This is a genomic window from Bacteroides cellulosilyticus (assembly GCF_020091405.1).
Lineage (GTDB): Bacteria > Bacteroidota > Bacteroidia > Bacteroidales > Bacteroidaceae > Bacteroides.
The window spans coordinates 2,819,638-2,843,055 of the sequence record NZ_CP081903.1 but is presented as its reverse complement, the minus strand read 5'-3'; the positions used below and the strand labels follow the sequence as shown (position 1 = coordinate 2,843,055).

General features: G+C 40.4%; 10 protein-coding genes and 1 pseudogene. 1 reads left to right on the top strand and 10 read right to left on the bottom strand.

What is annotated here, in order from left to right; translation table 11 throughout:
- Positions 1–130: 130 nt before the first annotated feature.
- From K6V21_RS10105 to K6V21_RS10060, 10 genes and pseudogenes are all read right to left on the bottom strand, one after another.
- Positions 131–2,671 (bottom strand): thiol protease/hemagglutinin PrtT, encoded by a 2,541-nt coding sequence (locus K6V21_RS10105; protein WP_224321686.1) that lies wholly within the window; start codon positions 2,669–2,671, stop codon positions 131–133.
- Positions 2,672–3,314: 643 nt separating this feature from the next.
- Positions 3,315–5,852: a C10 family peptidase gene (locus tag K6V21_RS10100; RefSeq protein ID WP_224321685.1), complete on the bottom strand. Its 2,538-nt coding sequence runs from the start codon at positions 5,850–5,852 to the stop codon at positions 3,315–3,317.
- 133 nt (positions 5,853–5,985) lie between these two features.
- On the bottom strand, positions 5,986–7,872 hold the full coding sequence (locus K6V21_RS10095; protein WP_224321684.1) for a hypothetical protein: 1,887 nt from the start codon (positions 7,870–7,872) through the stop codon (positions 5,986–5,988).
- 31 nt (positions 7,873–7,903) lie between these two features.
- Positions 7,904–9,532, bottom strand: a complete 1,629-nt coding sequence (locus tag K6V21_RS10090; protein ID WP_217714784.1) for a RagB/SusD family nutrient uptake outer membrane protein — start codon at positions 9,530–9,532, stop codon at positions 7,904–7,906.
- 24 nt (positions 9,533–9,556) lie between these two features.
- A pseudogene (locus tag K6V21_RS10085) lies at positions 9,557–12,571 on the bottom strand (SusC/RagA family TonB-linked outer membrane protein); the annotation flags it as partial.
- Between the two features lie 384 nt (positions 12,572–12,955).
- The gene (locus tag K6V21_RS10080) at positions 12,956–13,591 is read right to left on the bottom strand and encodes a hypothetical protein (protein WP_224321675.1); all 636 of its coding nucleotides are present in this window, start codon (positions 13,589–13,591) and stop codon (positions 12,956–12,958) included.
- A 10-nt stretch (positions 13,592–13,601) separates the two neighbouring features.
- Positions 13,602–15,389 (bottom strand): M6 family metalloprotease domain-containing protein, encoded by a 1,788-nt coding sequence (locus tag K6V21_RS10075; RefSeq protein WP_224321676.1) that lies wholly within the window; start codon positions 15,387–15,389, stop codon positions 13,602–13,604.
- 67 nt (positions 15,390–15,456) lie between these two features.
- Positions 15,457–16,317 (bottom strand): Calx-beta domain-containing protein, encoded by an 861-nt coding sequence (locus K6V21_RS10070; protein WP_224321677.1) that lies wholly within the window; start codon positions 16,315–16,317, stop codon positions 15,457–15,459.
- A gap of 31 nt (positions 16,318–16,348) precedes the next feature.
- A complete protein-coding gene (locus K6V21_RS10065; protein ID WP_224321678.1) occupies positions 16,349–17,812 on the bottom strand; it encodes a RagB/SusD family nutrient uptake outer membrane protein in 1,464 nt (487 codons plus the stop codon).
- Positions 17,813–17,848: 36 nt separating this feature from the next.
- Positions 17,849–20,809 (bottom strand): SusC/RagA family TonB-linked outer membrane protein, encoded by a 2,961-nt coding sequence (locus K6V21_RS10060; protein WP_224321682.1) that lies wholly within the window; start codon positions 20,807–20,809, stop codon positions 17,849–17,851.
- 452 nt (positions 20,810–21,261) lie between these two features.
- On the opposite strand from K6V21_RS10060, the gene K6V21_RS10055 reads away from it, so the two are divergent.
- Positions 21,262–22,455, top strand: coding sequence for a site-specific integrase (locus K6V21_RS10055; protein ID WP_217714816.1), 1,194 nt, complete (start codon positions 21,262–21,264; stop codon positions 22,453–22,455).
- Positions 22,456–23,418: the final 963 nt, after the last annotated feature.

Below are 23,418 nucleotides of genomic sequence, written 5' to 3'. Positions count from 1 at the left end.
TGTTCATTAGAAAAGACAAAATTACTGAAATATATGGTTCGTCAAATGATTTTAAATACTTTTTTTAAAAAGACAAGGCCATCCTAAGTTAATAGAACAGCCTCGTTTCACCATTATAAATATATATAGTCTAACGTTTCATAAATTTGCTCCGGTATATCTTACCATCAGCTGATTGCAATACTACAATATAACAGCCTGCATCCAACCCTCCTACCGGAATAGAATACTCTTTCCTATCCCCTGATTCTTTTTGCTGTATCATTTGCTGTCCGGACAGGTTATAGACAGAGATCATTCGGGCTGCATGAGAAGTACGGATATTAAGAATATCTTCTACCGGCTGCTGATAGATAACTAACCCGTCCTTATCGGCTACTTCATCCTCAATACCGGTGGCCGGTCCTACAGAAAAGCTGAGCCTGCATAGTGGTTTATTTCCATCATACCCCCCCAGTAGTTCAGGTTTATATAAATTGATACTATAGTTGCCTTCACCAATTTGCGGATCAATTTCCATTTGAAAGTCCAAAGACTTGTCTTTTTCTATAAAAACATCTGCATAGTGCAAATTAGATGTTGAACTCTGACCAACAGTGAAAATAGCTGCCATCAAAGTCTTATCATATACATTACCAGTTCCACTTAATGACAAATCCGCCATCAGCTTAAGCCTTTCCCCTACCTGAAGCTGATTCTTCTCTAAACATGCATTAGCTAGCACTAAAGTTGGATTTCCATAGGCTTTATTAACAGTGACAGGAAGCAATTCTCCAATGCCATATACATATTCTCCCCATTGTACACCCGGACAAATATAATAATCTCCCTCAGGAATATCCGTAGATATTTCTGTTAGGTTAGAAACCAAATCTCCTGAAATGATGACTTCTCTATTATTTGTACCCGGATTTAGTTCCAACTGAGTATATCCAGTCAGGCTTATGATTTGCGGTTTTTCATCTGTAGTAATAAACATTACACCTGCCAAACCATAAAATTCACTTATTGCGTTTTTATTGGAAAATAACATCCTGAAATCACCTTTACGCCCACTATATAGATTATGCAAGATTTCTACACTCCCATCTAGATCTTCTTGTAGCATCAAGTTGCCGGTAAATGGGGTAAACATGCATTTATTACCAGTAACAGTAAGTGTGAACTGGGATTCAAAACCATATCCGCCTCGTACACGACTCCAACTTGTTTCACGTACATCTTTAGTCGCTAAATATAGTGCATAGCTTCCATCTGCCAGGTCATTGGGAATTCTGATATTCGAAAATACCTGCCCTTTAGTTCCATAATTAGTATTTACATCTCCTAAAAATGTATTCCATAATACCAACTGTCTACCGTCTTTTTCAGCAATTAAACCCAGTTGACCATTTTGGAATTTCGTACTCATATTATAAAGTTCAGTCACTGTGAAATCAAAACTTTCTCCTTTAACGACCTCTTTTTTATCAACTTCAAGTTTTGAAAGATAAAAATGAGAAGTATATTTTGACGATGTGACAGGAGGTTGAAGCCCGATAAGCATTCCCTGTTGATAGATAAAACCGCCGCCAAGATTTGTACCTCCGCCAATACCCGGAGATGAGGGATCTAGGGAAACGACTTCAAAATAACCATTATTGGAACCACCCCAGCCCCAATTCACATGAACCATATCCTGAGGATCGTAGCCATCAAAAACAAATTCATGCCCTACATCTTTGGATACACCATTATAGAGTACAGGACGTCCCTCACTGAGTTCAGTCTTTATCATATTCATCCATTCTTCAGAAGTAAAATACTGGCGGTATATATATCCTATATTTCCATCATAACCGAAATAGTCAATCAAAGCTTGTCCCACCTTAAAAGAAAAAGCTCCAGAACCGGAAGGAGAATATTCCATATCAACCGCAACACCGCAAGCATACATCAATTCAGCAATTGCATTTGCTTGTTCAGCCGTATAGCTAGAGTTAACATATTGCGGCAACATGTTATCCCAGTCAAAAGTAGTATTTCCATAATCAAAAGAGCACTCAATTCCACTGGAAGTTTTATAAGAATGGGTACCTTTTCCTTTTACAGGATATTCATGATATTTCAAAATCATAGCCATTGCCGTGGCTACACATCCCGTCACACAACGTTCTCCTTTATAAAGAGGACAGGTATTATTGTAAGGCTCACTTTGATCCCAACATATATTTTCCAGCAAAGGAGATACAGATGCCGGAAAATTTGTTTTAGTAAGCAGTTTAGGTTCAGTAACCGTTTTTTCGGCATTACCCAGTTGAGCATAAGCGGCATTATAAAGTTCCAGCCACCCAAGTATGTTCACCGGTAAGTTCTCAGTTATGAAACTTCCATTATCCGAATAGCCCAGTACAGGCTTCATACGGTCATCACCGGATACTATAACATAAGCAGACTGTGCATAGTTATAGATATAAAAAGCTGTTCCTCCTACACTGCGGGTAGATGCAGATTTTAGCAAGTCAGTAGAAACTGCCGCCAATTGAACTTCACCGCTATTACGGGTTACAGCCCCGGATGACTGCATAAAGAAAGTTCGTGCAATAGAAAGAGCCTCTTCCGGAGAGCGTTGTGCTGTCCATGCTGATAAGCTGCATAAAAGAACTAAAGACAGGAGTAGTAATCTCTTCATAGGCATTATTTATTAGGATAATTAAACAATAATAAACAAGAAATCGCAAAGTTACAGAAATCTATCACTTTACAAATATTTCCTGCTACTATTTTGCAAATAATGCGATTCAGTAGTTGAAATAGGTTCATTAGGGAAAAGAAATGATCAAACTTTTGATGCGGTTGTTCTGATTAGGAATAACTAACTTCAAGCTGTGCATCAATTAACTTCCTACAGTGCAATAATTAATTTTCTTTCATGCAAGAAATAAGTAGGATGTTTATAGCCATCCAATAAGCTGTCTATAGCCGACTTATTGGACGGCTATAACCAACCGATAAGTTGCCTATAAACATCTTACTTATTTCTTGCAATAAAAAAACTTAATTGATGGAGCGAAAACAATTAATTCAGGCATCACTTGAAATTGGTTACGCTTAGACGTGCAAACTAATCATGCGAATCAGAAGTTGAAACAGATTCATAACGGTACAGAAAGGAATTATTTCACCACAGAGGACACAGAGAGCACAGAGGTTATAATTATCTCTGAATTAGAAGTCTAAAAACTCTGCGTTCTCTGTGTCCTCTGTGGTGAAAAGATTCATAACCGCTCAAAAATGAATAAATGTCTGAAAAGGATCAACATATATAAAAAACTTTATTTCTTGATAAACTTACTTCGATAAGTCTTTCCGTCAACAGATTGTAAGATTACAATATAATAACCAGTTGCCAGCCCCTTTACCGAAATTGAATACTCTTTTTTATCTTCGAACTCTTTTTGCATCATCATCTGCTGTCCGGATAGATTATAGATAGAGATCATTCGGGCCGCATGAGAAGTATGGATACTAAGAATATCTTCTACCGGTTGCCGGACAATGATAATCCCGTCTTTATCGGCTATTTCATCTTCAATGCCAGTGACCGGTCCTACAGAGAAATTGAGCCTGCTTACCGGAGTGTTATCATATCCTCCCAGAAGGTTTTGCTTATATAAGTTAATCGTATAACTGCCCTCCCCAATTTGAGGGTCAATCTCCAACTCAAAATCATAAGGCCGGCCTTCTTCTACAAACACATTAGCATAATGCAAGTTGGACGTAGTACCTTGACCGACTGCAAAAATCGCTGCCCTCAAAGTTCCGTCATATACATTACCCGTTCCACCTAATGACAAATCGGCCAATAGCTTAAGTTTTTCTCCCACCTGAAGTTGGCTATTCTCCAAACGTACATTGTCTATAACCAAAGTCGGGCTTCCCAACGCTCTGCCGACAGTAACGGCTATCCATTCTCCACTAATGTTATACACAGATCCTCCCCATTGCACATACGGGCAAATGTAATAATCTCCAACCGGAATTTCAGTAGAGACATCTCCCCGTTTATAAACCAAATCCGTGGAAATCGATATATCTCTATTATCCGTTCCCGGTTTCAGTTCTAATTGGGTAGCCCCCACCAGGCCCACAATCGTATAGTTGCCATCCGCCGTAGCAAACAGTACGCCTGCATCACCATAAAATTCATCGGTAGGGCTGCTATTGGAAAGCAACACCCTAAAATCGGCTCTACGCCCACTATAGAGATTATGTAAGATTTCGAGCCTTCCATCTAATTCTTCCCCAATCATCAGATTTCCCGTAAATGGAGTCAAGGTACATCGATCATCGGTCACGACAAGCGTAAACTGCGTCTCTGAACCATAATCACCACGTACGCGACTCCAAGTCGACTCACGTATATCTTGGGTCGCTAAATACATTGCATAAGTTCCATTGGCAAAATCGTTGGGGATCGTAACATTTGAAATAGATATTCTTCCGTATCCATAGTAAGTCTCTATACTCTCCAATTCTCTGCTCCACAACACAGACTGCTTTCCATCCTTTTCTACAATTAACCCTAACGAACCGCCTTTGAAGAGCAGATTCATATTATATATTTCAGTAGCCGTAAGAGTAAAGCTTTCACCCTTGGAAAATTCTTTTTTATTCGTTTGTAACTTTGCAAGAGAAAAGTGTGAAGTATATCTTGAGGATGCGCTAGGCGGTTGCAGTCCCAGGTACATTGCCTGGCCTTGTGTAAAACCACCTCCAAGATTGCTTCCACCACCAATACCGGGAGAACTGGGATTCAAAGAAGAGACTTCAAAGTATCCATTATTAATGCCACTCCATCCCCAATTAACATGAACCATATCCTGTGCATCATAACCGTCAAAAACAAATGCATGCCCTCCATCATCCGATGATCCGAAATAGTAAATAGGACGTTTCTCATTAATCTCCGATTTAATCAGGTTCATCCATTCGGCAGAAGTAAAATATTGACGATATGCCAAGCCTAAATTACCATCATATCCAAAGTAGTCAATTAAGGCCTGACCTACCTGGTATGAGTAAGCTCCGGAACTGGAAGGTGAATACTGCATATCGACCGCTACACCGCAGGCCAACATTAATTGAGCAACAGCATCAGCCTGTTCGGCAGTATAGGTTCCAGAATATTGCGGAAGCATATTATTCCAGTCAAAGGTAGTATTTCCGTAATCAAAAGAACATTCAATTCCATTAGGAGTTTTATAAGAATGAGTACCTTTTCCTTTTACCGGGTATTCGTAATATTTTAAAATCATAGCCATTGCCGTAGCTACACATCCCGTTACGCAGCGCTCTCCCCGATAAAGCGGGCAGGCATTATAATAAGGTGCATCCTGATCCCAACAGATGCTTCCCAACAAAGGAGCTACAGACGGCGGAAAGCTGGTGGTAGTTAGCTGTTTAGATTCGGCAACCGCTTTTCCGCCATTAGCCAGTTCAGCATAGACGGAATTGTACAGTTCCAGCCACCCAAGTATATTCACCGGTAAGTTTTCAGTAACAAAACCGCCACTATCCGAATACCCCAGTATCGGCTTCATACGATCATCACCGGATACTATGACATAGGCAGACTGCGCATAGTTATAGACATAAAAGGCCGTTCCTCCCACACCACGGGTAGATGCGGACTCGAGCAAATCATTAGAAACCGCCACCAATTGAATATCACCGGCAGTGCGAGTCACGGCAGCGGATGACTGCATGAAAAAGGTTCGCGCCACGGAAAAAGCTTCTTCCGGAGAACGTTGGGCCGTCCATGCTGTTAAGCTGCATAAAAGGACTAAAGACAGGAGTAGTAATTTTCTCATAGAAACTATTTATTAGAATAATTAAACTTAGAATACAGGTTTCATGCGGTCATTACCCGAATAACAAAAAGGGAGTATGCAAATATTCACACGGATTAATTGCAAACTCCCTTTAGTATATCTCGGAAAGTCCTTACTTCCTCAAGACGGGCATTCCCGTATCAAGCGAACGTCTTTCCCAGCTATTACCATTCAAGTTTTTGATGAATATATTAAGATTCACTGATTTGGCAGTCTTTTCGGGAGCAACTTTCACCAACTTCATATCCCTGACAGCAACGGTAGCAAGCGATTTAAAGCTAAGCGCCTGTGCTTGGCTGGCAAGCGGTGCGAATACCGAAGAATAATAAGATATCAAACTAGCGCCTTCTTCAGTACTGGCCAGATAAGCAAATGACGTCCAATTGCCTTGATTACCAAACGTATTTTCAAAAACGATGCTATTGTCCGACATACGTCCTGTCATAGTTTCCGTGCTAGTAAAACTACCGGCGTCCAAGTTTAAAGGAACTACCCGCATCGGATCATCATTGAGAGGAGCCACTGCCTGCGGTTTCAGAATGACATATCCCCGTCCATCATCATACGATAAAGTGAAAGTGTCATCATAACCTTCCAAAGGAAGCGCACCCTGCACAGTCAAGGTTTTCTCGTCAACCTTGGTAATAGTAACAGGCAAGGTGTACCTTCTGTTACCAATTACGCCATCAAGAGTCCAATCGCCCGCATAGGCTTCAATCGGAGTCGCAGGTTCTGAAGAAGCCACGTGCTTGAACTCAATATAAGACGCTTCCTGAGCCTCAGTCTCACCATCCGGGTTGGCACCATACGACACAGCCACCAAGTAATATACGCCATTGCCGGAAGCCTGTAATTTAACCTCACCGTTTTCTTTGAGAGAAACATACTCAATCGTTTCCTCAATGATGCCATCAACCACTTCATCCAGGTCAGCGCTAGCAGGAACAAGAGCCAAACGAGCTTCTGTCACATCAGCTCCAAGTTCCACAGCAGCCAGGGCATAATTATATCCACTGGGGTCGGTAAGGCTACCCTTATACTCCATGGTTACGGAGAAGTCGGAAAGCACAGCTCCAGGGAAAATGATGGTCACAACACCGTCGGCCTGCGTGTTGTTCCATCCGCCATGTCCATCCATATAGTAATATGGGGCAAGCTGCACTCCTGCAGGTGTGCCATCAGCCTGATACTGGAGAACCCTGTTGAACGTCCAAGCAGCTTCGCTGTTAAGGCTGGAGAAGTCGGAAGGATGGTGGGCGTCAACATTTGTATTATAGTCATTTGATGTATTAAAGAAACCGGTACAGTAATATGGGAAATAAACCAGATCTTCCATTGTAATGGTCACATTGCCTATCTTGTCTCCCGGCTTCAATAGGGTGAATTCCACGTAGGGGCTCTGGTCGCCATTAGAAGTAAAGCCTTCCTTAGTTAACCCTTCAGAATACGGATCAACCAGACGATATAAACTCGGATTGAGATCGTTGCGTTGCAGCTCCACACTATATTTATTGGCAAACAAGAAAGCATCGCTGAAAGTAGCCTTCCCCAGAGAAGTCCAAGGAGCCGGAATACCCGCCTTGAACACATACTGAGCCATACCGTAAGGAGTGGTCGCACTTTCATCTCCAATAGTCAGTTTGATTTCAGAATATGCATCATACTCCAGCGACTCGGGGTTATAGCTGATGGACAACACAGCCTTGTCAACGCCTTGGGGAAAGCTGACAGAAGCTGGAATAGTGAAAAAGCTGCCACCCCCCGTAGCTGTAATAGGCACGGTAATCGCCTCATCAGTCTTGGCACGCATAAGAGTCACGTCGAACGATGTCTTGTCTTTGCTCAAATCAACAGTCGCACCATTTGTGGTCGGGAAATACACTTGGGCGTTTACAGGTTTGTCAGCAGGTGAATATTCCACATCGTCACCACAGGCAGTGAAAGCCAGTGGAAGTGCCAGCAAAAGCATGGCACTCAATATGTTCTTTATCTTGTTCATATACAAATTCTATTAAAAGTTAACTTGTTGGTTAATTATTACCCGGTGCATACGTGCCTATCGGAGTAGGACGTGTGGGGATGGAACCTGAAGGATCAGGATTGTTCTTGCCCTGGAGAGCTATATTTGAATCCACTTCATCTTTTGGAATCACCAATGCCCAGTTGGGTTTCACGCCTTCACAGTTTATCTTGAAAATATCCTCTATGTAGTTGGTTCCCTCATAGTTCTGGATTACACCCGGTTTCAGACGCTTGGCCGTGGGGAATGCGATGCCTTCACCCCAGAACTCGATGCGCATTTGCTTCAGCACTTCAAGCTGAACAGCACGTAGGTCGGTCAGCACACAGTTATAGTCAGGCTGACGGTATCGTTTCATAAAATCGTTCAGCAGCTGCACGCCTGCCGCCACATTCTGACTGGCAGCTACGGCTTCGGCCTCTATGAAATACATTTCTTCCACACGCATTACGGGGATATCACCGGCTGCACCAACGGAGTAAATCTTGTAGTCACCATTGACGCAACGGAACTTCAGCGACATATAGTCGGGTTGTTCATCCAGCCACTCCTTGCCTTGCACCGACTGATAATTATAGAAACTTCTGTCCGGATCGAGGAAAGAGTACTTACGGAAGTCGTTGTCGGCTATCTCGTCATAGAGCGAACGCGCTATCTGAAGTTTCGACAAGTCCGCATAACCCCAGCCAGCCTCATTGGAGATGTGACCTATAAAGTTAGCAAGATTACCCATATTGGAGGCTGTGGGATGGAGATACCACATCCATGAAGAAGTGGCGGTGTTGAAGCCTGTGATGGAGTTGTTCCACTGTGCGGCAGTCATGGGCGTTGCACCCGACGCATCGATAGCCTTGCGGGCATACTCGGCTGCCTTGGCATACTCTCCATTCCACATATACACCTTGGCCTTCAAGCCATACACCACTGACAAGTCGGGGAAAGTTTTGCTAGTAGGCGTGTAATCTGCTAAACCGATTTCGGCCTTGTCAAGATCAGAAAGTATGAAAGCCATCATCTCCTCACGTGTTGCACGTGGATTGTTTTTAGCCATGTCGTTGGTGGTCGCCTCGGTCACGATGGGCACTGTAAGTCCCAATATCTTGCTGCAATCGGTGTAGATGTTTTCCACCGGTTCGAAAAGCACCATCAGTGTATAATAGTCCAAAGCACGGAAGGCATGAGCCATACTTCCGTATCCACGCATTTCATCGGAAATGGTGGGGTCGGTAACATCAACTACTGCTATCACATCATTGGCCGACTTGATAAACTTATACAGGGCAAAGTAAGGCAGGAACGACTCATAAGTGTTATCAGCCATGCCGTAGTTTGCGCTGTAGCGCCACCACCAGTCATAACCGTATTCTGTGGCAACAATATCACCCAGAAGTTCGGACTGAACCAGCATCAGCGAAGGGTAAGCGAGGTCGCTTTCGCGAACTTGCCTTCCGTACACCAGATAGCCTTGCACCATCTGCGACGGCAGACCATTGATTGCAGCCTCAAGCGCTGAAGCCGAAGCACCGATTTGCTCGGAGGTTGCGGTAGAGTTTTCAGGGAAAATCTCTTCTATACAGCCTGTCAATACCGTAGCCGATATCGCCATGGCCGAAAATAGTTTGAATATATTCTTCTTCATATTATTATAATCTATGTTTTAGGTTTAGAACTCAAATGTCACACCGCCGGAGATGGTACGCATCGGCGAGTAATAAGTGGCGTTGGTGGTCTCGTTGTACGACTGACGCGGGTCGAAACCTTTACGCTTAGACCAGTAGAACACGTTCTCAGCCGACATGTATAGGCGCAATGAACTGATGGCCATCTTCTTTGTCCATCTGGAAGGCAGCGTGTAACCCACGTTGATGTTCTGAATGTTCAGGAAGCTGGCATTGGTCAGGAAGCGTGTGGACGCTGATGCCGAATACTGGTCATTGAGCTGGAAGCGCGGAATATTGCTGCCGGTGTTCTCAGGAGTCCAAGCATTCAGTAAGTCCTTGTGGTAATTGGAACCGGCCGAACCAGAAGGTGAGGACATGAAATAGGCATACGTACCGTCATACTGCTTGCCGCCAATCTGATATGTGAAGTTAATACCAAAGTCCACACCATATACTTTCAGTTTGGTGCCGAAACCACCGTATACCTTAGGAATGGAGGTCTCTTCAGTGATATAATAGTCAGCATCGGCATAAGTTTTGGTAGTTTCACGTCCAGTGACGTTTCCCTCTTCATCTTTAGTGTTACGATACCACAGGGATTCACCGTCCTCGTTCACTCCGGCATATTCTTTCATGCGCCATGTAAACATGGGCAGGTCTTCAGCAATGAAGAAATTACCGCTGGAATAACCTTTATATCCCTTGCCGTCGGCAGCGTATTCGGTAGAAATCTGTTTGTCGGGGTCGAGCATTGTCAGGCGGTTCTTCAGCGTGGAGATATTGAGATTAACGTCCCATGTGAAGTTGCGAGTGTTGAAGATGTTCACGTTGAAGTCCATTTCCACACCGCTGTTCACCATGTTACCCACATTGTCGAAGTAGGAAGAATAGCCCAAAGAGGGAGCTACAGAGAATGAGAACAGCATGTCCGAAGTCTTACGTCTATAGTACTCAATACTACCGGTCACGCGGTTCCACAGCTGAAATTCCGCACCGATATTGAAGTTAGTGTTGGTCTCCCAAGTAATATCCTTAGTACCTTTACTGTAAAATGCAGTACCAACCTTATTGTCGGAATTGATGATATCGAATACATCGGTATAACGGAAATCTCCGATATTATCATTACCCTGCGAACCAACAGACGCCTTTATTTTCAGTTCCTGCACCCATGGAGCGTAAAACCAGCTTTCCTTATTGATGAGCCATGCACCGCCTACTGACCAGAATGTACCCCAACGATAGTCCGGGTGGAAACGTGAGGAAGCATCGCGACGCAAAGAAGCGGAACCGAAAATGCGCTCGTCAAAATTGTACTGTAAACGGCCGAAGTAACCTTCATTATTGCGACGTCTCTTGTAAGAAGTAGCTGCCTGTCCGTCAATTACAGCACCATCTAATTCATGGTTATCCTGAGAGAACATTTTAGACTTGCTGGCGCCCAGATAGTTTAGGCGATAATCGTAATATTCGTGTCCTAACAAAATGTCGAAGTTGTTGTCACCAAACGAGGTGGCATAAGAAACAAGCTGTTGCAGGTTATAATCATAATCACGCTGATGAGACTTGCTCACTGTACCACCTGTGGAGTCAAACTGCCCATAATAAGGGTTGTAGACATAAGTCCAACGTGTCTCATCCAAGTTGAAAGTACCGTTCAGTGTCACCTTCAGTCCCGGCAGCGGAGTGATGTCCACAAAAGCGTTACCGCTAAGGGCGTTTCCTTCGGCATTTCTGGTGTTAAGCTTATTATCCTGAATAGGGTTGGCGTCAGCAATAAAGGGACGTTGCATACCGGCATTGATACCGCTACCGTAGTCCATCATTTCGATGCCATTGCCATCAACCATAATGCTTCCGTCAGCATTGCGCACGTAAGCGGGATAGATGGGAGCCATCTGAGTAGTGAATGCCCAGACGTTAGCAGTAGAAGAACTTGATCCATTGTTACCTAATGAATTGCTGTCAAAACGTGCGTACGACATATTCGCACCCACCTTCAACCATTTCTTAGCCTGATAATCAGCTTTCAAACGACCAGTCAGACGCTTCAGGTCAGAGCCTTCAGTGATACCTTCATTTCCTAAATAGCCCAAAGAGACATAGAAAGAAGATTTTTCGTTGGCTGCGCTTATCGAGAAGTTGTACTCCTGACGCAAGCCGGTACGCGAACCAACCTTATCCCAATCATCGGGAGTGAGCAGATAGTCACGTCCTTTGTAGTTCACTACCCTACCCAATGTAGCATAGGGGTTAAGCTTGCCGTTTTGTCCAATCAGATATTGCCCTTCGGGAACAGTAAAGACATTGTAACCCAAACCGCCGTTGGAGCCAAACAAATTATTGTTTGCCTCAATCCATGCAGCTTGGTCGCTCATGTTCATTTGGTTCATATAATAGTTCTTCATTGCGCCATAATGCATTTCGTAATACATCGCAGGGTCAGTAATCACATCATACTTCTTCAGTGCGCGAGTATTGGCACCCCATTTGGCATCGAAAGTCACTTTGGCTTCACCACTCATGTTGGCTCTTTTAGTGGTGATGATAATCACACCGTTGGCACCACGCGCACCGTAAAGTGCATTCGAGGCAGCGTCCTTCAATACGGTCATTGATTCAACGTCATTAGGATTGATATTGCTAAGGTCACCGCTGTAAGGAGCACCGTCAACAATGATCAAAGGGTCGTTTCCGGCATTCAACGAACTGAAACCGCGAATTTTGATGGATGCAGATGCACCCGGAGCACCGTTATTAGAGGTCAGCGTCACACCCGGCACAGCACCTGCCAAAGCATCTGTGACACTCGTCACCTGTGACTGCTCAAGCTTTTCAGCACTAACGACCGTTGCCGAACCAGTAAAGGCCGACTTCTTCGCCGTACCGAAAGCTACCACCATTACCTCTTCAAGCATCTCGGTATCGGGCTTCATTATGATCTTTACATTCGGTTTAATGCCCACTTCTTGTGTCTGCATACCAATATACGAAACCCGCAAAGTCTTCGCAGAACTACAATATACGTATAATGTTTTATATCAGATAAATATGAATATTTAGAGAACTATGATATTTCATAGAATAATAATGTATATAATTGATAATAAGACATATATGTTAATACCACTAGTCTATGTGCATTCTAATGTTCTACTATATATAATCCCATCATAATGGTTAATATGCTTATATTTAATAAGATAAAGATTTTAATTCTTACATTTGTTTTATTGGCTCATCTATTTTAGTGTTCCTAGAAATAGAATATGTAAGAATAGACTACTTTTACTAAAATGATTAAAACACAAATACAGAGGGTATGCTCATGTGAATATCCCCCTGCATTTGTGTTTCAATTATTTATCTTTATCTATATATTAGGAAGTATGTAAATGTAATTATAGTGAAGAGATATATCGAATAATCGAAATGATTCCATCATTATTATTTTTCAGCTTATTCTTTTTTTGGAAGTCGCTTATTTCTTTTTTTAATTCTGGAAATATCTTTGTAATTTCCTTTATTCTCCTGAAATGCTTGTTTTGACCATTAATCGCTATTGCATATACAGTATAAGGCTCAGCTTTATAATTTTCCGGCAACTTCAATTGATATATCTCCCCTCCGGTGTTAAGCGATGAAATGTTATCAACAGCTGTTGTAGAAGAACTACCATAACCTATATTCTGAGTTCCGGCACTCAGCCGGCAACGGTAAGAAGCATATAGAGGGTACTTCCCTGTCAGCAATACTTCTTCAAAGCCCTTTCCTGAAGGGATGAATTTCCTTGAACTAAAGTATATTGTATCAATTTGACTGATAGGATATAGTGCTTTCTTTTGCCCATCAGTATCAGAGTAGACCATTTCTTCTGTTGCCTTGTTATAATTTAGTTTCATCGAAGATTTACCTCCTCCTTTTTTGAGGATGACGGCTTCCATTTCATTTGGAAAAACAAAATGCTTAACAGTCTGAGCTTCTAATGAGAGGAAACAGATATTACTAAGCAGTAAAAAGACAATGTATTTTTTCATAGTAACATTTTTATTTAATTATCATTTTCTTGATGTATTCACCTAATGAGGTGTTGACACGCATAATATAAATGCCACTTGATAAGTCCGTTATAGGAATCTGGTTCGATAAGTCGGTAATAGTCTTAACGACTATTCCTTGCATATTGCAAATTTCTATTTGACTTATTCCTTCCGCATTCTTTATAATCAAATACCCGTCTGCATACACGACCACATCTTCTTTTTCCACCTCATGGATATCAGTTGTTATTATTTCAATGTCAAAAGAAGCTATATCCCCATTAATTTCAATATTACTTAATCGTAGTCCTCCATCTTCTCCATTGGATAGGAAGGGAGTTGGATAGGTGTGATTCGTAATCACAGGACCTTTAGTAGTAGGATAAGCAGCTTCATCAATATTTCCATTACTTTCCAATGTACCATAAGGACGATAGATATATACCTCATCGGGTGGTCCATTCCTATTTCCTTCTGTAACTTTGGTATTTATCAAATAAACCAATATTCCGGAGCGAGGGATATTTTTTTCATAAATGCCTTCTTTTTTCCTATATTCAACAACATAATATTCATCAGGCGACGTAGATGCTATCTTGTAACATACATTTTCAGGCCCTTTAGCAAGAGCTACGACATTAAAACGTCCTGATGCCGTGATTTGTGGCATATCTGTAACCCACATTTGCCCACTGTATTTCCATTTCATATAAGCTCCCATGTGGCACCATCCATTGTTCATTAGATCCCAGTTTCCCACTGGATCTAAATATTTGGCATCATCATTATAGTGATATAGGTCCGGAGCCCCTAAAGCATGAAACATCTCATGGCAAAGAGTATTGGTAGTTACTTGATTTTCCGGCTGAAAGACGTAGTCCATAACCCTCTTGTCGTGAATATAACATTCTCTAGTGTAGAGTGACCAACGATGTGCCCACAACAAATCACTCCACCCATCACTTCTTCCTTGTATGACAAAACAGATGTTATCCACATAGCCATCATTGTCACTGTCTATCTCTTCTGCTGTGAGAGTTTGCTCTATTTCACTTCTCAAAGCATCAATTGCATTTACCACTAAACTGTGTTCACGTGCAACGGTCTCCGTGCTGCTACTATAACCCTCCGGATTCGTAGTTGCATTATATGCCCGGTAAAAGCCACGATTTCTGTAATCAACATAACCAGTTGTAACCGTTCCCATATCGTCTGTAGCCGGAAAATGGTATGATTGAATATCTAATTGCCCATAAGAAACCTCATCATAATAGTGCTTTAGAGATCCTGCGCTATTAGTCATGCTATTTAATCGGGCATCATATACACTTCTTTTAGTTAAGAAAGTCTGTTGGTCTTTGAAAGAAATGTATATAACAATATTGTTTATTATCCCCTTATGGGTCGAACGGGTTTGCGACTGTTCCTTCAATGATATGGTGGAATATGTTTTGAAGTATTCCATCCTTTCAGCATATGCTTTCGTACTGATGCCTATATTGGGTAAAATGCCTGCCAAAAGTGGAATAGGCTGGTCCGCTCTATAAATACTAGGCACTATTTTCTTTCCATCTGATGATTGAATTCCATAATAATAGTAACCATCATCTCCTGCAATAATAGTATAACCATTTTCATCATGAAGCCTGTGGAAAAATTCATCTCCCGAAGCATAGAGTGATAATTCAGTGTCATCGGGTTGCAATACTAATGTTTTTAGATTTCTGACGGGAGCTGCATGACTTTCTAAAAGAAAGAAAAGCATACTGATAAACACTAAAAAAGGCTTTTTCATAACAAACAGGTATTAGATAAACAAAAGGCCGCTAAAAACAGAGCGGCCTTTCGAGATTATTTATTAATTATTTCTTCGTAAGCACAATTGTTCCGGGCAGGAATAAATCAAGTGCTCCCGCAACTGTTCCATCTTCGACTGCTGCTATATACATGCCTTCTTCAAATGTGATAACACCATGATCAAATGTAGCAGAATGCGCTTGGGTTGTACTATATTTGATTTTATCACCTTCAATAAAGGCGCAGTATGCAATAACATCATACTTAGAATATTTACCTATATTTTGCGCTGCAGCTATTGTCAGTTGATACTCGCCATCTACTTCTTGAACTTTCACTGGGAATGTACCATACCCTAAATCCATCATTAGAATATAAGTATCTTCTTCAGAAGCAGAAATAGCGACTTCAAACTCAATAGGTCCATCATAATTGCTGGTACAGGATAATACATACTGCCCGATTATAGCAGATAACGGATGATCATCATCAATAATAGAAACGGAAATACTGTTCTGCACACTCTTCAAGAGCTCCGGTGAAACAGAAGCAATTGAAATCGTGAAAGTCTTGGTACCACCAGCAAATTCATCATTATCAATAGGAGTAATAGTCACGTATTGCGTTCCGGGCTCCGAAAATGTTAAAGTCTTCGTATCAACAGTAAAGTCTTCCCCTTCTACAGCAGGAAGTGCAGAACCCTCTGATGAAACTGTAAGATTTACTGTTACGGAGAGTGCTCCCGGAAGAGCGGCAAGGGTAATAGGAATCTGAATTGATTCACCATCTTCATTAACTTTGGCTGTCGAGCTGGAAAATGCAACATGCGCCATATCCGAAGTAAATGAAGTAGGTTCATTATCATCACAGGAAGTCACAGCTAAAAGTAACCCCATCGCCAAACTGAAATATTTAAATATCTTCATTGTATTCTTTTATTTAAAATGTATGTACTAATCAATATTGGTTTTGTACCATATTGGGGTTTGCGTTTATTTCACTTTGCGGAATAGCCAATAACCAGAAAGGACTTGAGGCCGAAACTTCCTGAGTTGCAGCAGGGTTACCGGTACCATCTGCATAGTGTCCTTTACCATCTCTGACTAGCTCTTCACCTCTGCGCTTTAAAGTATAAAAGCGATCGCCTTCAAATGCAAGTTCCAAACGGCGTTCCAGTTGAATGGCTCTTTCCAGTACTTGTCCACTTTCGGTTCCATCTTCAAAACCCTTATAACGTTTTGCGCGTACCAGATTGAGGTCAATTAAAGCCTTACCCTGTTCATTTGAATTATAGTAAGCTTCTGCTCGCGTCAAATACATTTCTGCAACGCGTACTACCGGAAGGTCTACAACACCGGCTTGAGCTTCACCGTCACGTCCATTATATTTCCAGGGAACTAAATATGATTTATCTTCCAGCTGTACACTTTTAACTTCTGCCCTACGTGCATCGTTCGACTGATAAAGTTGTCCAAGGTTATAAGACACACAGTATTCAGACTTGTATGAAGTAACAGCACCTTGTCCCCATGCGGCTCCTGGTTGATAGTTATCACCAGCAGTTACTGCAAGACGGAATAGAACTTCCGGTCTTTCCATTGAAGTAGAAAATAATTTTACGAAGTCATCAGGTTCACACAAATCAGAACCATCTCCTGTGATTGCCTTTCCTGCACAAGCTATGGCATTTGCATTATCTCCCATAGTCAGATATACACGTGCCAGCAATGCATTGGCCGACTTTTTATTCACACGGCTATTGTTGTTGGCATTGTATGCATCCTCCATTAAAGAAATCCCCTTAGTCATATCACTTACTATATAAGAATATACCTCTTTAACCGTATTGCGGGATGGAGTTGTGATTTCCGAGTTTGTTTTATAAGGAATGCCCAAGGAGGTTTCATTAGCCTTCTTATAATCGGTGGCAAAAGAACGTACTAAATCAAAATGAATATAGCCTCTCAACACTAAACATTCTGCCAACAAATTCTTTGCAGCCGCTTCATTTTCAGTACCTGCAAAGTCATTCGGTTCCTGTTCTAATTTCTCGATGACAACATTAGTACTTAAAATTGCATTGTATGCTTGCGACCAAAAGCCTTCAAGTCCGTAAGTATTAGAAGAGAACTTAAAATCTGCAAATTCGTTGTAGGTTTTACGTCCTTCATAGTTCAATACCATATTGTCAGACATTGCATCCATAACAATCTTATTGAACAGCCCGCAGTAATATTCCGTTCTCATACTTTCATAGGCTCCTAAAGTAGCCATGTCATAGTCATTCAATTCCTCTAAAGCATTTTTATCAGACAATTCTTTATCTGAATTTACTTCAAGGAAACCGGAACAACCGGTAACTGATGTTAGTAAACAAGTCGCTAACATACAGGGGAAAAAGATTTTTCTTATTGCTTTCATAAATTCTATCCTTTTAATTTGTTTGACACTTCATGCTTAGAATCCTACTTCAATACCAAACATGATTGTACGTGCTGCCGGGAAATTGTAGTCGTTGATACTACCGGAGGCAACTTCAGAAGTTTTATAGTTAGGCGCATTACCTATTTCAGGGTCCGAACCTGTGAAATTGGTAAATGTCAACAAGTTCAGTCCTTGTGCATAAACTCTAGCATTACTAATACCTACGGATTTCAATAAGTTCTTAGGCAATGTATAAGAAAGAGTCACATTCCTTAAACGAATATAAGAGCCATCTTCCAAGAAACGAGTTGTACTATATACATTATTGTTTCTGTCTTGGCGGGGTATGTTTGTCACATCACCAGGATTCTTCCATTGCTTATAGAGCAAATCCGTATGCTGATTCTTTGTTGCATTTTTACCATCACTATTCATGAAGTAAGATACATTGTTATAGATATAACCACCAATTGCATAATAAAAATCTGCACTCAGTTCCAAACCTTTCCAGCTAACTCTGGTGCCAAAAGAACCGAAGTATTTAGGGTCCGGAGTCTTATCAGAAAGAACCACAGCATCATCTCCATTATACACATTTGTTATTTGACCATCTTTGGTATAGTAAAGAGCATCACCGGTTTGGGGGTTAACGCCGGCCCAACGAACCAATTTATAGGTATTAAGCCTTTCGCCTTCTGTGATAATTCCGTTGTAACCGGTCTCAATGTCTTGTCCTTCATAAAGTTTAGTAACCTCATTCTTATTATAGCTGAACATACCGTTTAAGCTAAACGTCCAGTCATTTGTACGAACGACATCACCATTTACTGCAATTTCCACACCGGAGTTCTTCATTTCTCCAACATTGTCGATACGACTTGAGAAACCTGTAGTTTGAGATAAGTTCGTAGCCAACAACATATCTGTTGTTTTACGATTATAATAGTCAAATGTGGCGTTCAGGCGAGAATCAAAGAATGACACATCAAAACCTACAGAAGCCTGGAGGTTCTTTTCCCAGGTTAAATCAGGATTAGCTAAACGCTTTGGATACGAAGTCGATAAATTGTTGTATGAACCATAACCATAAACGCCTTGTGCTGCATAGTTACCGATGGAGTTATTACCGGAAGTACCCACACTACCGCGTATTTTTAGTTTATTGATGAACTCCACATTTTCCATGAAGCGTTCTCTTTCCATGTTCCAGCCCAAACCCACAGCCCAAAAGGTACCATATTGATTATTGGTTCCGAAACGAGAAGAACCGTCACGACGTACAGCACCATCAATAATATATTTGCCATCATATGTATAACCGGCAGTTGCCATAAAAGACAATAGTCTGGATTGTGAAGTATATCCATCTACTGCATTAGGAGAAGCAGCGATATCCATTGCGTCTAATTTACCATTTGGGAAACCGTCACCACTAGCAGAAAAAGTCTTATATTCTGTTGCAGACGCTTCTTCTGCAAGCACTAACTTAACATTATGAACAGAATTAAATGTTTTATCATAAGAAAGCATATTTGTCCACACCCATTGATAGCTATGTGTATATGCATCATGACGATATCCTTTGCTGTCCAATACCGCAGACAAGCGAGACTCAGGTTTATTATACTGATAGTCAATAGCTTGATTATAATCAATACCCAATACAGTTGTATATTTAATCTCATCCCAAATATTCCATTCCAGATTTGCGGCTGCAACCGCCTTGATATTACTAGTGTTGGACGGGTTATTATAGATATTTTCAAAAACATTCAATTGATAATCCCAGGTAGCATCTATAGCATATGAACCATCGTCATTATAAGGTTTAGTATACGGATTGGCACTATATACATAATTGAATGGGTTTAATACATTACGGTCAGAACGTACGGTTCCTTCTTTTGAAACACCTACGGATGTATTAACTCCAAATTTCAGCCGATCATTAACCTTATGTTCAAGGTTGATACGTCCATTGCCACGAGTTAGATATGAGCCTGGAATAATAGCATCCTGATCGAAGAACTGTGCCGAAACATAAAATTTGGTAGCCTCAGTACCACCATTCATGCTCAGTTCATATGATTGAGTAAATCCAGTGCGGAATACCTCATCAATCCAGTTAGTATTAATGGGGTAATTAGCTATTTCTTCATCCGTCATGCCTTTCCCTTTTCCTACTCCCAACTGACGTTCATAAGTCAGTTTCTCTTGAGTATTCATAAGGTGTTCGTCGTTTCTAGTTCTGGTAGTGATACCGAACTGTGCTCTCAGATTAAATACAGCTTTTCCGGTCTTACCTTTCTTAGTAGTAATTAAAACGACGCCGTTAGCACCACGAGATCCATAAATGGCAGTTGCCGAAGCATCCTTCAAGATAGACATATATTCAATATCCTCTGAATTCAGAGCGGAAAAAGCACTTGCAGATACAGGAATGCCATCAATTACATACAGAGGATCTGTGCCGGCATTGATAGAACTAGTACCACGAATCTTGACGTTAGCTCCAGCACCAGGACGACCGCTAGTCGCTACTACTTGCACACCAGCTGCTTTACCTTGCAGTGCCTGGTCCATACTATTCACAGGAACTTTAGTCAGTTGGTCCGCTTTTACAATCTCAACAGATCCTGTCAGTGAACTCTTTTTAGCAGCACCATAGGCAACTACTACAACTTCATCAAGCATCTCAGCATCAGATTTCAGAATGACCTTTACCTTCGACTTAATAGCTACTTCTTGAGTCTGCATACCAATATACGAGATTTGCAATGTATTCGCAGAACTTGGTACGTTCGGTAAAGTAAAATCACCATCTACACCAGTAATAGTACCTAATTGAGTACCTTTTACCAATACAGAGGCTCCAATAACTGGCTGCCCATCTTCTTCAGAAATCACAACACCCGTGATTGTCTGAGTTTGGGCAGTTACTAGGCCTATTCCAACAAAAAGACAGGCCAATAACAGCATTAATTTTCTTTTCATAAATTCTCTCTTAAAGTTTAACTTTACATTAATTGTTTCTTTACTCTAACAAAATGCAAATATATTAATAAAACTGAAACGAACAACTATTTTGTTGAAAAAACCTTGTAAATCTATCAATTTGTTAACCAAAAAGCTTATTTTATGCTTAACAGCAGATTTTTCGTACTAAAAAAACCTAAATGACTATGTAAATGCTATCACTCTGAAGTACTCTTTGGAGTCGCATTCCTTAATGCTGATGGCTACTTTTAAACAAAAAGAGTTAAAAAGGTGATATGCTAAGATTAAATTGAAAGTCATTTTACGTAGATTTACCTTTTTTATAAAGGAAATACAAAACAAAAATCGCTTTGTAGATTGAACTTTTACAGATATTAAGTCTTATTTAATTCTTATGTAGCACATTATATCGTCTTATTTGTTCATAGTATTAACTAAAACGACTAAAGATGAACAAGATTATTTACAGTTTAGTGTACAACCGCAAAAAGAGCCTTAATAAAAGGGGAATGGCTCTGGTGCAAGTAGAGGCCTATCTAAACAGGAAGAAGAAGTATTTCTCGACCAAAGTTTACTTGAGACCCGATCAGTGGGATGCGAAAAAACTACTAGTAAAAAACCATCCCAATGCAGATGCCTTAAATCGATTGATTTACGAATTTATGGCAATGATAGAAAAGCGTGAGCTTGAGCTTTGGCAGCAGGGGAAGCCTATAACTCTGGATGTATTGAAGGATGTACTGACAGAGAAGCAAGAGCAAGAGGATAAATCGTTGTTTATCCCCTTCTTCAGGCAGGAAATAATGACTTCTGGTTTGAAAGAGAGTACGAAACGAAACCATCTGTCTACCGTTGCACTGCTACAAGACTTCAAGAAGGGGGTGACCTTCTCTGAAATGACTTTTGAATTTATATCCTCTTTCGAGTACTACCTTCAATCTAAAGGATATCATGTCAACACGATAGCCAAGCATATGAAACATTTAAAGCGCCATATCAATGTAGCTATTAATAAGGAATATATGGATATACAGAAGTATGCTTTTAGAAAATATAAAATAAAGACTGTAGAAAACAGGCATACCCATTTATCGCCGGAAGAATTAGAGAAACTGGAAACCTTGCAACTGACAGGAAGACATACAAAATACCAGAAAACACTGGATGCTTTTTTGTTCTGTTGTTATGCTGGTATGAGGTATTCCGACTTTGTCAATATGAAGCCTGAGAACATTGTAGAGATGCATCAGGAGACCTGGTTGATATATAAATCCATCAAGACAGGCACGGAAGTCCGGCTTCCAATCTATTTATTATTCTGTGGAAAAGGGATTCAAATTTTGAACAAATACCAGGCAAATCTACAAGACTTCTTTCATTTGAGGGACAATTCGAATGTGAACAAAGAACTGATTATAATTGCCCGATTAGCTGGGCTACCTAAAAGAGTGTCATTCCATACTGCGCGACATACTAATGCAACGCTACTGATTTATAATGGCGTAAATATTACAACCGTACAGAAGTTATTAGGGCATAAGAGTGTGAAAACCACGCAAATATATACCAATGTAATGGATATGACAATAATAAGTGATTTGGAGAAAAACCACTCGTTGGCTCATCGCAAAAAAGGGAAATAAATCCTGCTAAAGTAAGGTGTAACCACTTATCATGAAACCTTAAGGATATTGAATAAATAGGTTACACCTTATACTTAGAGAATTTATAAACTAAAATACTTTCTATATTTTTGTTCTATTTTTCTTATTTTCCATATTCTCATTTCCCTCTTTTTATATTTGTTGAATTGAAAAGTATGGATTTAATAGGTGATAAGATTATATTCAGAGAAAAATGTTTCTTATCGTTTTCATTCATTTTATGAAGCTGGATAATCCCCTTTTCCTCTCCCTTAGAATTTTCCTATTCTTCCCCGAATCTTACTTGATTTTTTTAACTGGAATATAGTTATGTGCATTCTAATAAACCGCTCTTAAAACTTCATTAGTACCGGCTTCTTTAAGCACAATGTAAACAAATAAAAAAAGCTCATATATCCCGCTTACAAGAAGTTAAGAGTTTGTTGACAAGGAGTCAACTTCTTGTCAACAAACTCTTAACTTCTTGTAAGCAGAGAATAAACTTTTTGTAACTTTTTGATAATCAGGAGTGAAAATTATAGTATCAAAGACTATTTTGTATACAAATATTTTAATTCCATTTATCGTTTTACCCATACTATCATCAAAACACTTGTGATAGGAAAAGCATTGATGCTATGCTTAGAGGTATGAGCTATTGAACAATGAAAAATGTAGGCTACATATAAGATCCCCTTATCAATGTAGAGACTTTATAAAGTTTAAATTGAAATATTAATTGTTCTTTACATTTTCTTATAGGTTTAAACTCATAGTACTTGCTTTATAGTTCACATGCACCCTCAAGTAAAACAATAACATATTGATAATTGCATATTTAACCTTATAATATAGTATAATATAAGTATGCATAGCACATTTTACTATTATTTAGTTAGTTATAAATCAAAGATATATGTTTTTTATCGTAAAAAAATACAAGTTCCAATAAATACATAATAT

What these genes read in the sequence shown, in the direction of transcription:
- K6V21_RS10100 (WP_224321685.1), bottom strand. Translation starts at nt 5,852, where the DNA reads ATGAGAAAATTACTACTCCTGTCTTTAGTCCTTTTATGCAGCTTAACA.
- K6V21_RS10055 (WP_217714816.1), top strand. Translation starts at nt 21,262, where the DNA reads ATGAACAAGATTATTTACAGTTTAGTGTACAACCGCAAAAAGAGCCTT.
- K6V21_RS10065 (WP_224321678.1), bottom strand. Translation starts at nt 17,812, where the DNA reads ATGAAAGCAATAAGAAAAATCTTTTTCCCCTGTATGTTAGCGACTTGT.
- K6V21_RS10070 (WP_224321677.1), bottom strand. Translation starts at nt 16,317, where the DNA reads ATGAAGATATTTAAATATTTCAGTTTGGCGATGGGGTTACTTTTAGCT.
- K6V21_RS10080 (WP_224321675.1), bottom strand. Translation starts at nt 13,591, where the DNA reads ATGAAAAAATACATTGTCTTTTTACTGCTTAGTAATATCTGTTTCCTC.
- K6V21_RS10060 (WP_224321682.1), bottom strand. Translation starts at nt 20,809, where the DNA reads ATGAAAAGAAAATTAATGCTGTTATTGGCCTGTCTTTTTGTTGGAATA.
- K6V21_RS10095 (WP_224321684.1), bottom strand. Translation starts at nt 7,872, where the DNA reads ATGAACAAGATAAAGAACATATTGAGTGCCATGCTTTTGCTGGCACTT.
- K6V21_RS10090 (WP_217714784.1), bottom strand. Translation starts at nt 9,532, where the DNA reads ATGAAGAAGAATATATTCAAACTATTTTCGGCCATGGCGATATCGGCT.
- K6V21_RS10075 (WP_224321676.1), bottom strand. Translation starts at nt 15,389, where the DNA reads ATGAAAAAGCCTTTTTTAGTGTTTATCAGTATGCTTTTCTTTCTTTTA.
- K6V21_RS10105 (WP_224321686.1), bottom strand. Translation starts at nt 2,671, where the DNA reads ATGAAGAGATTACTACTCCTGTCTTTAGTTCTTTTATGCAGCTTATCA.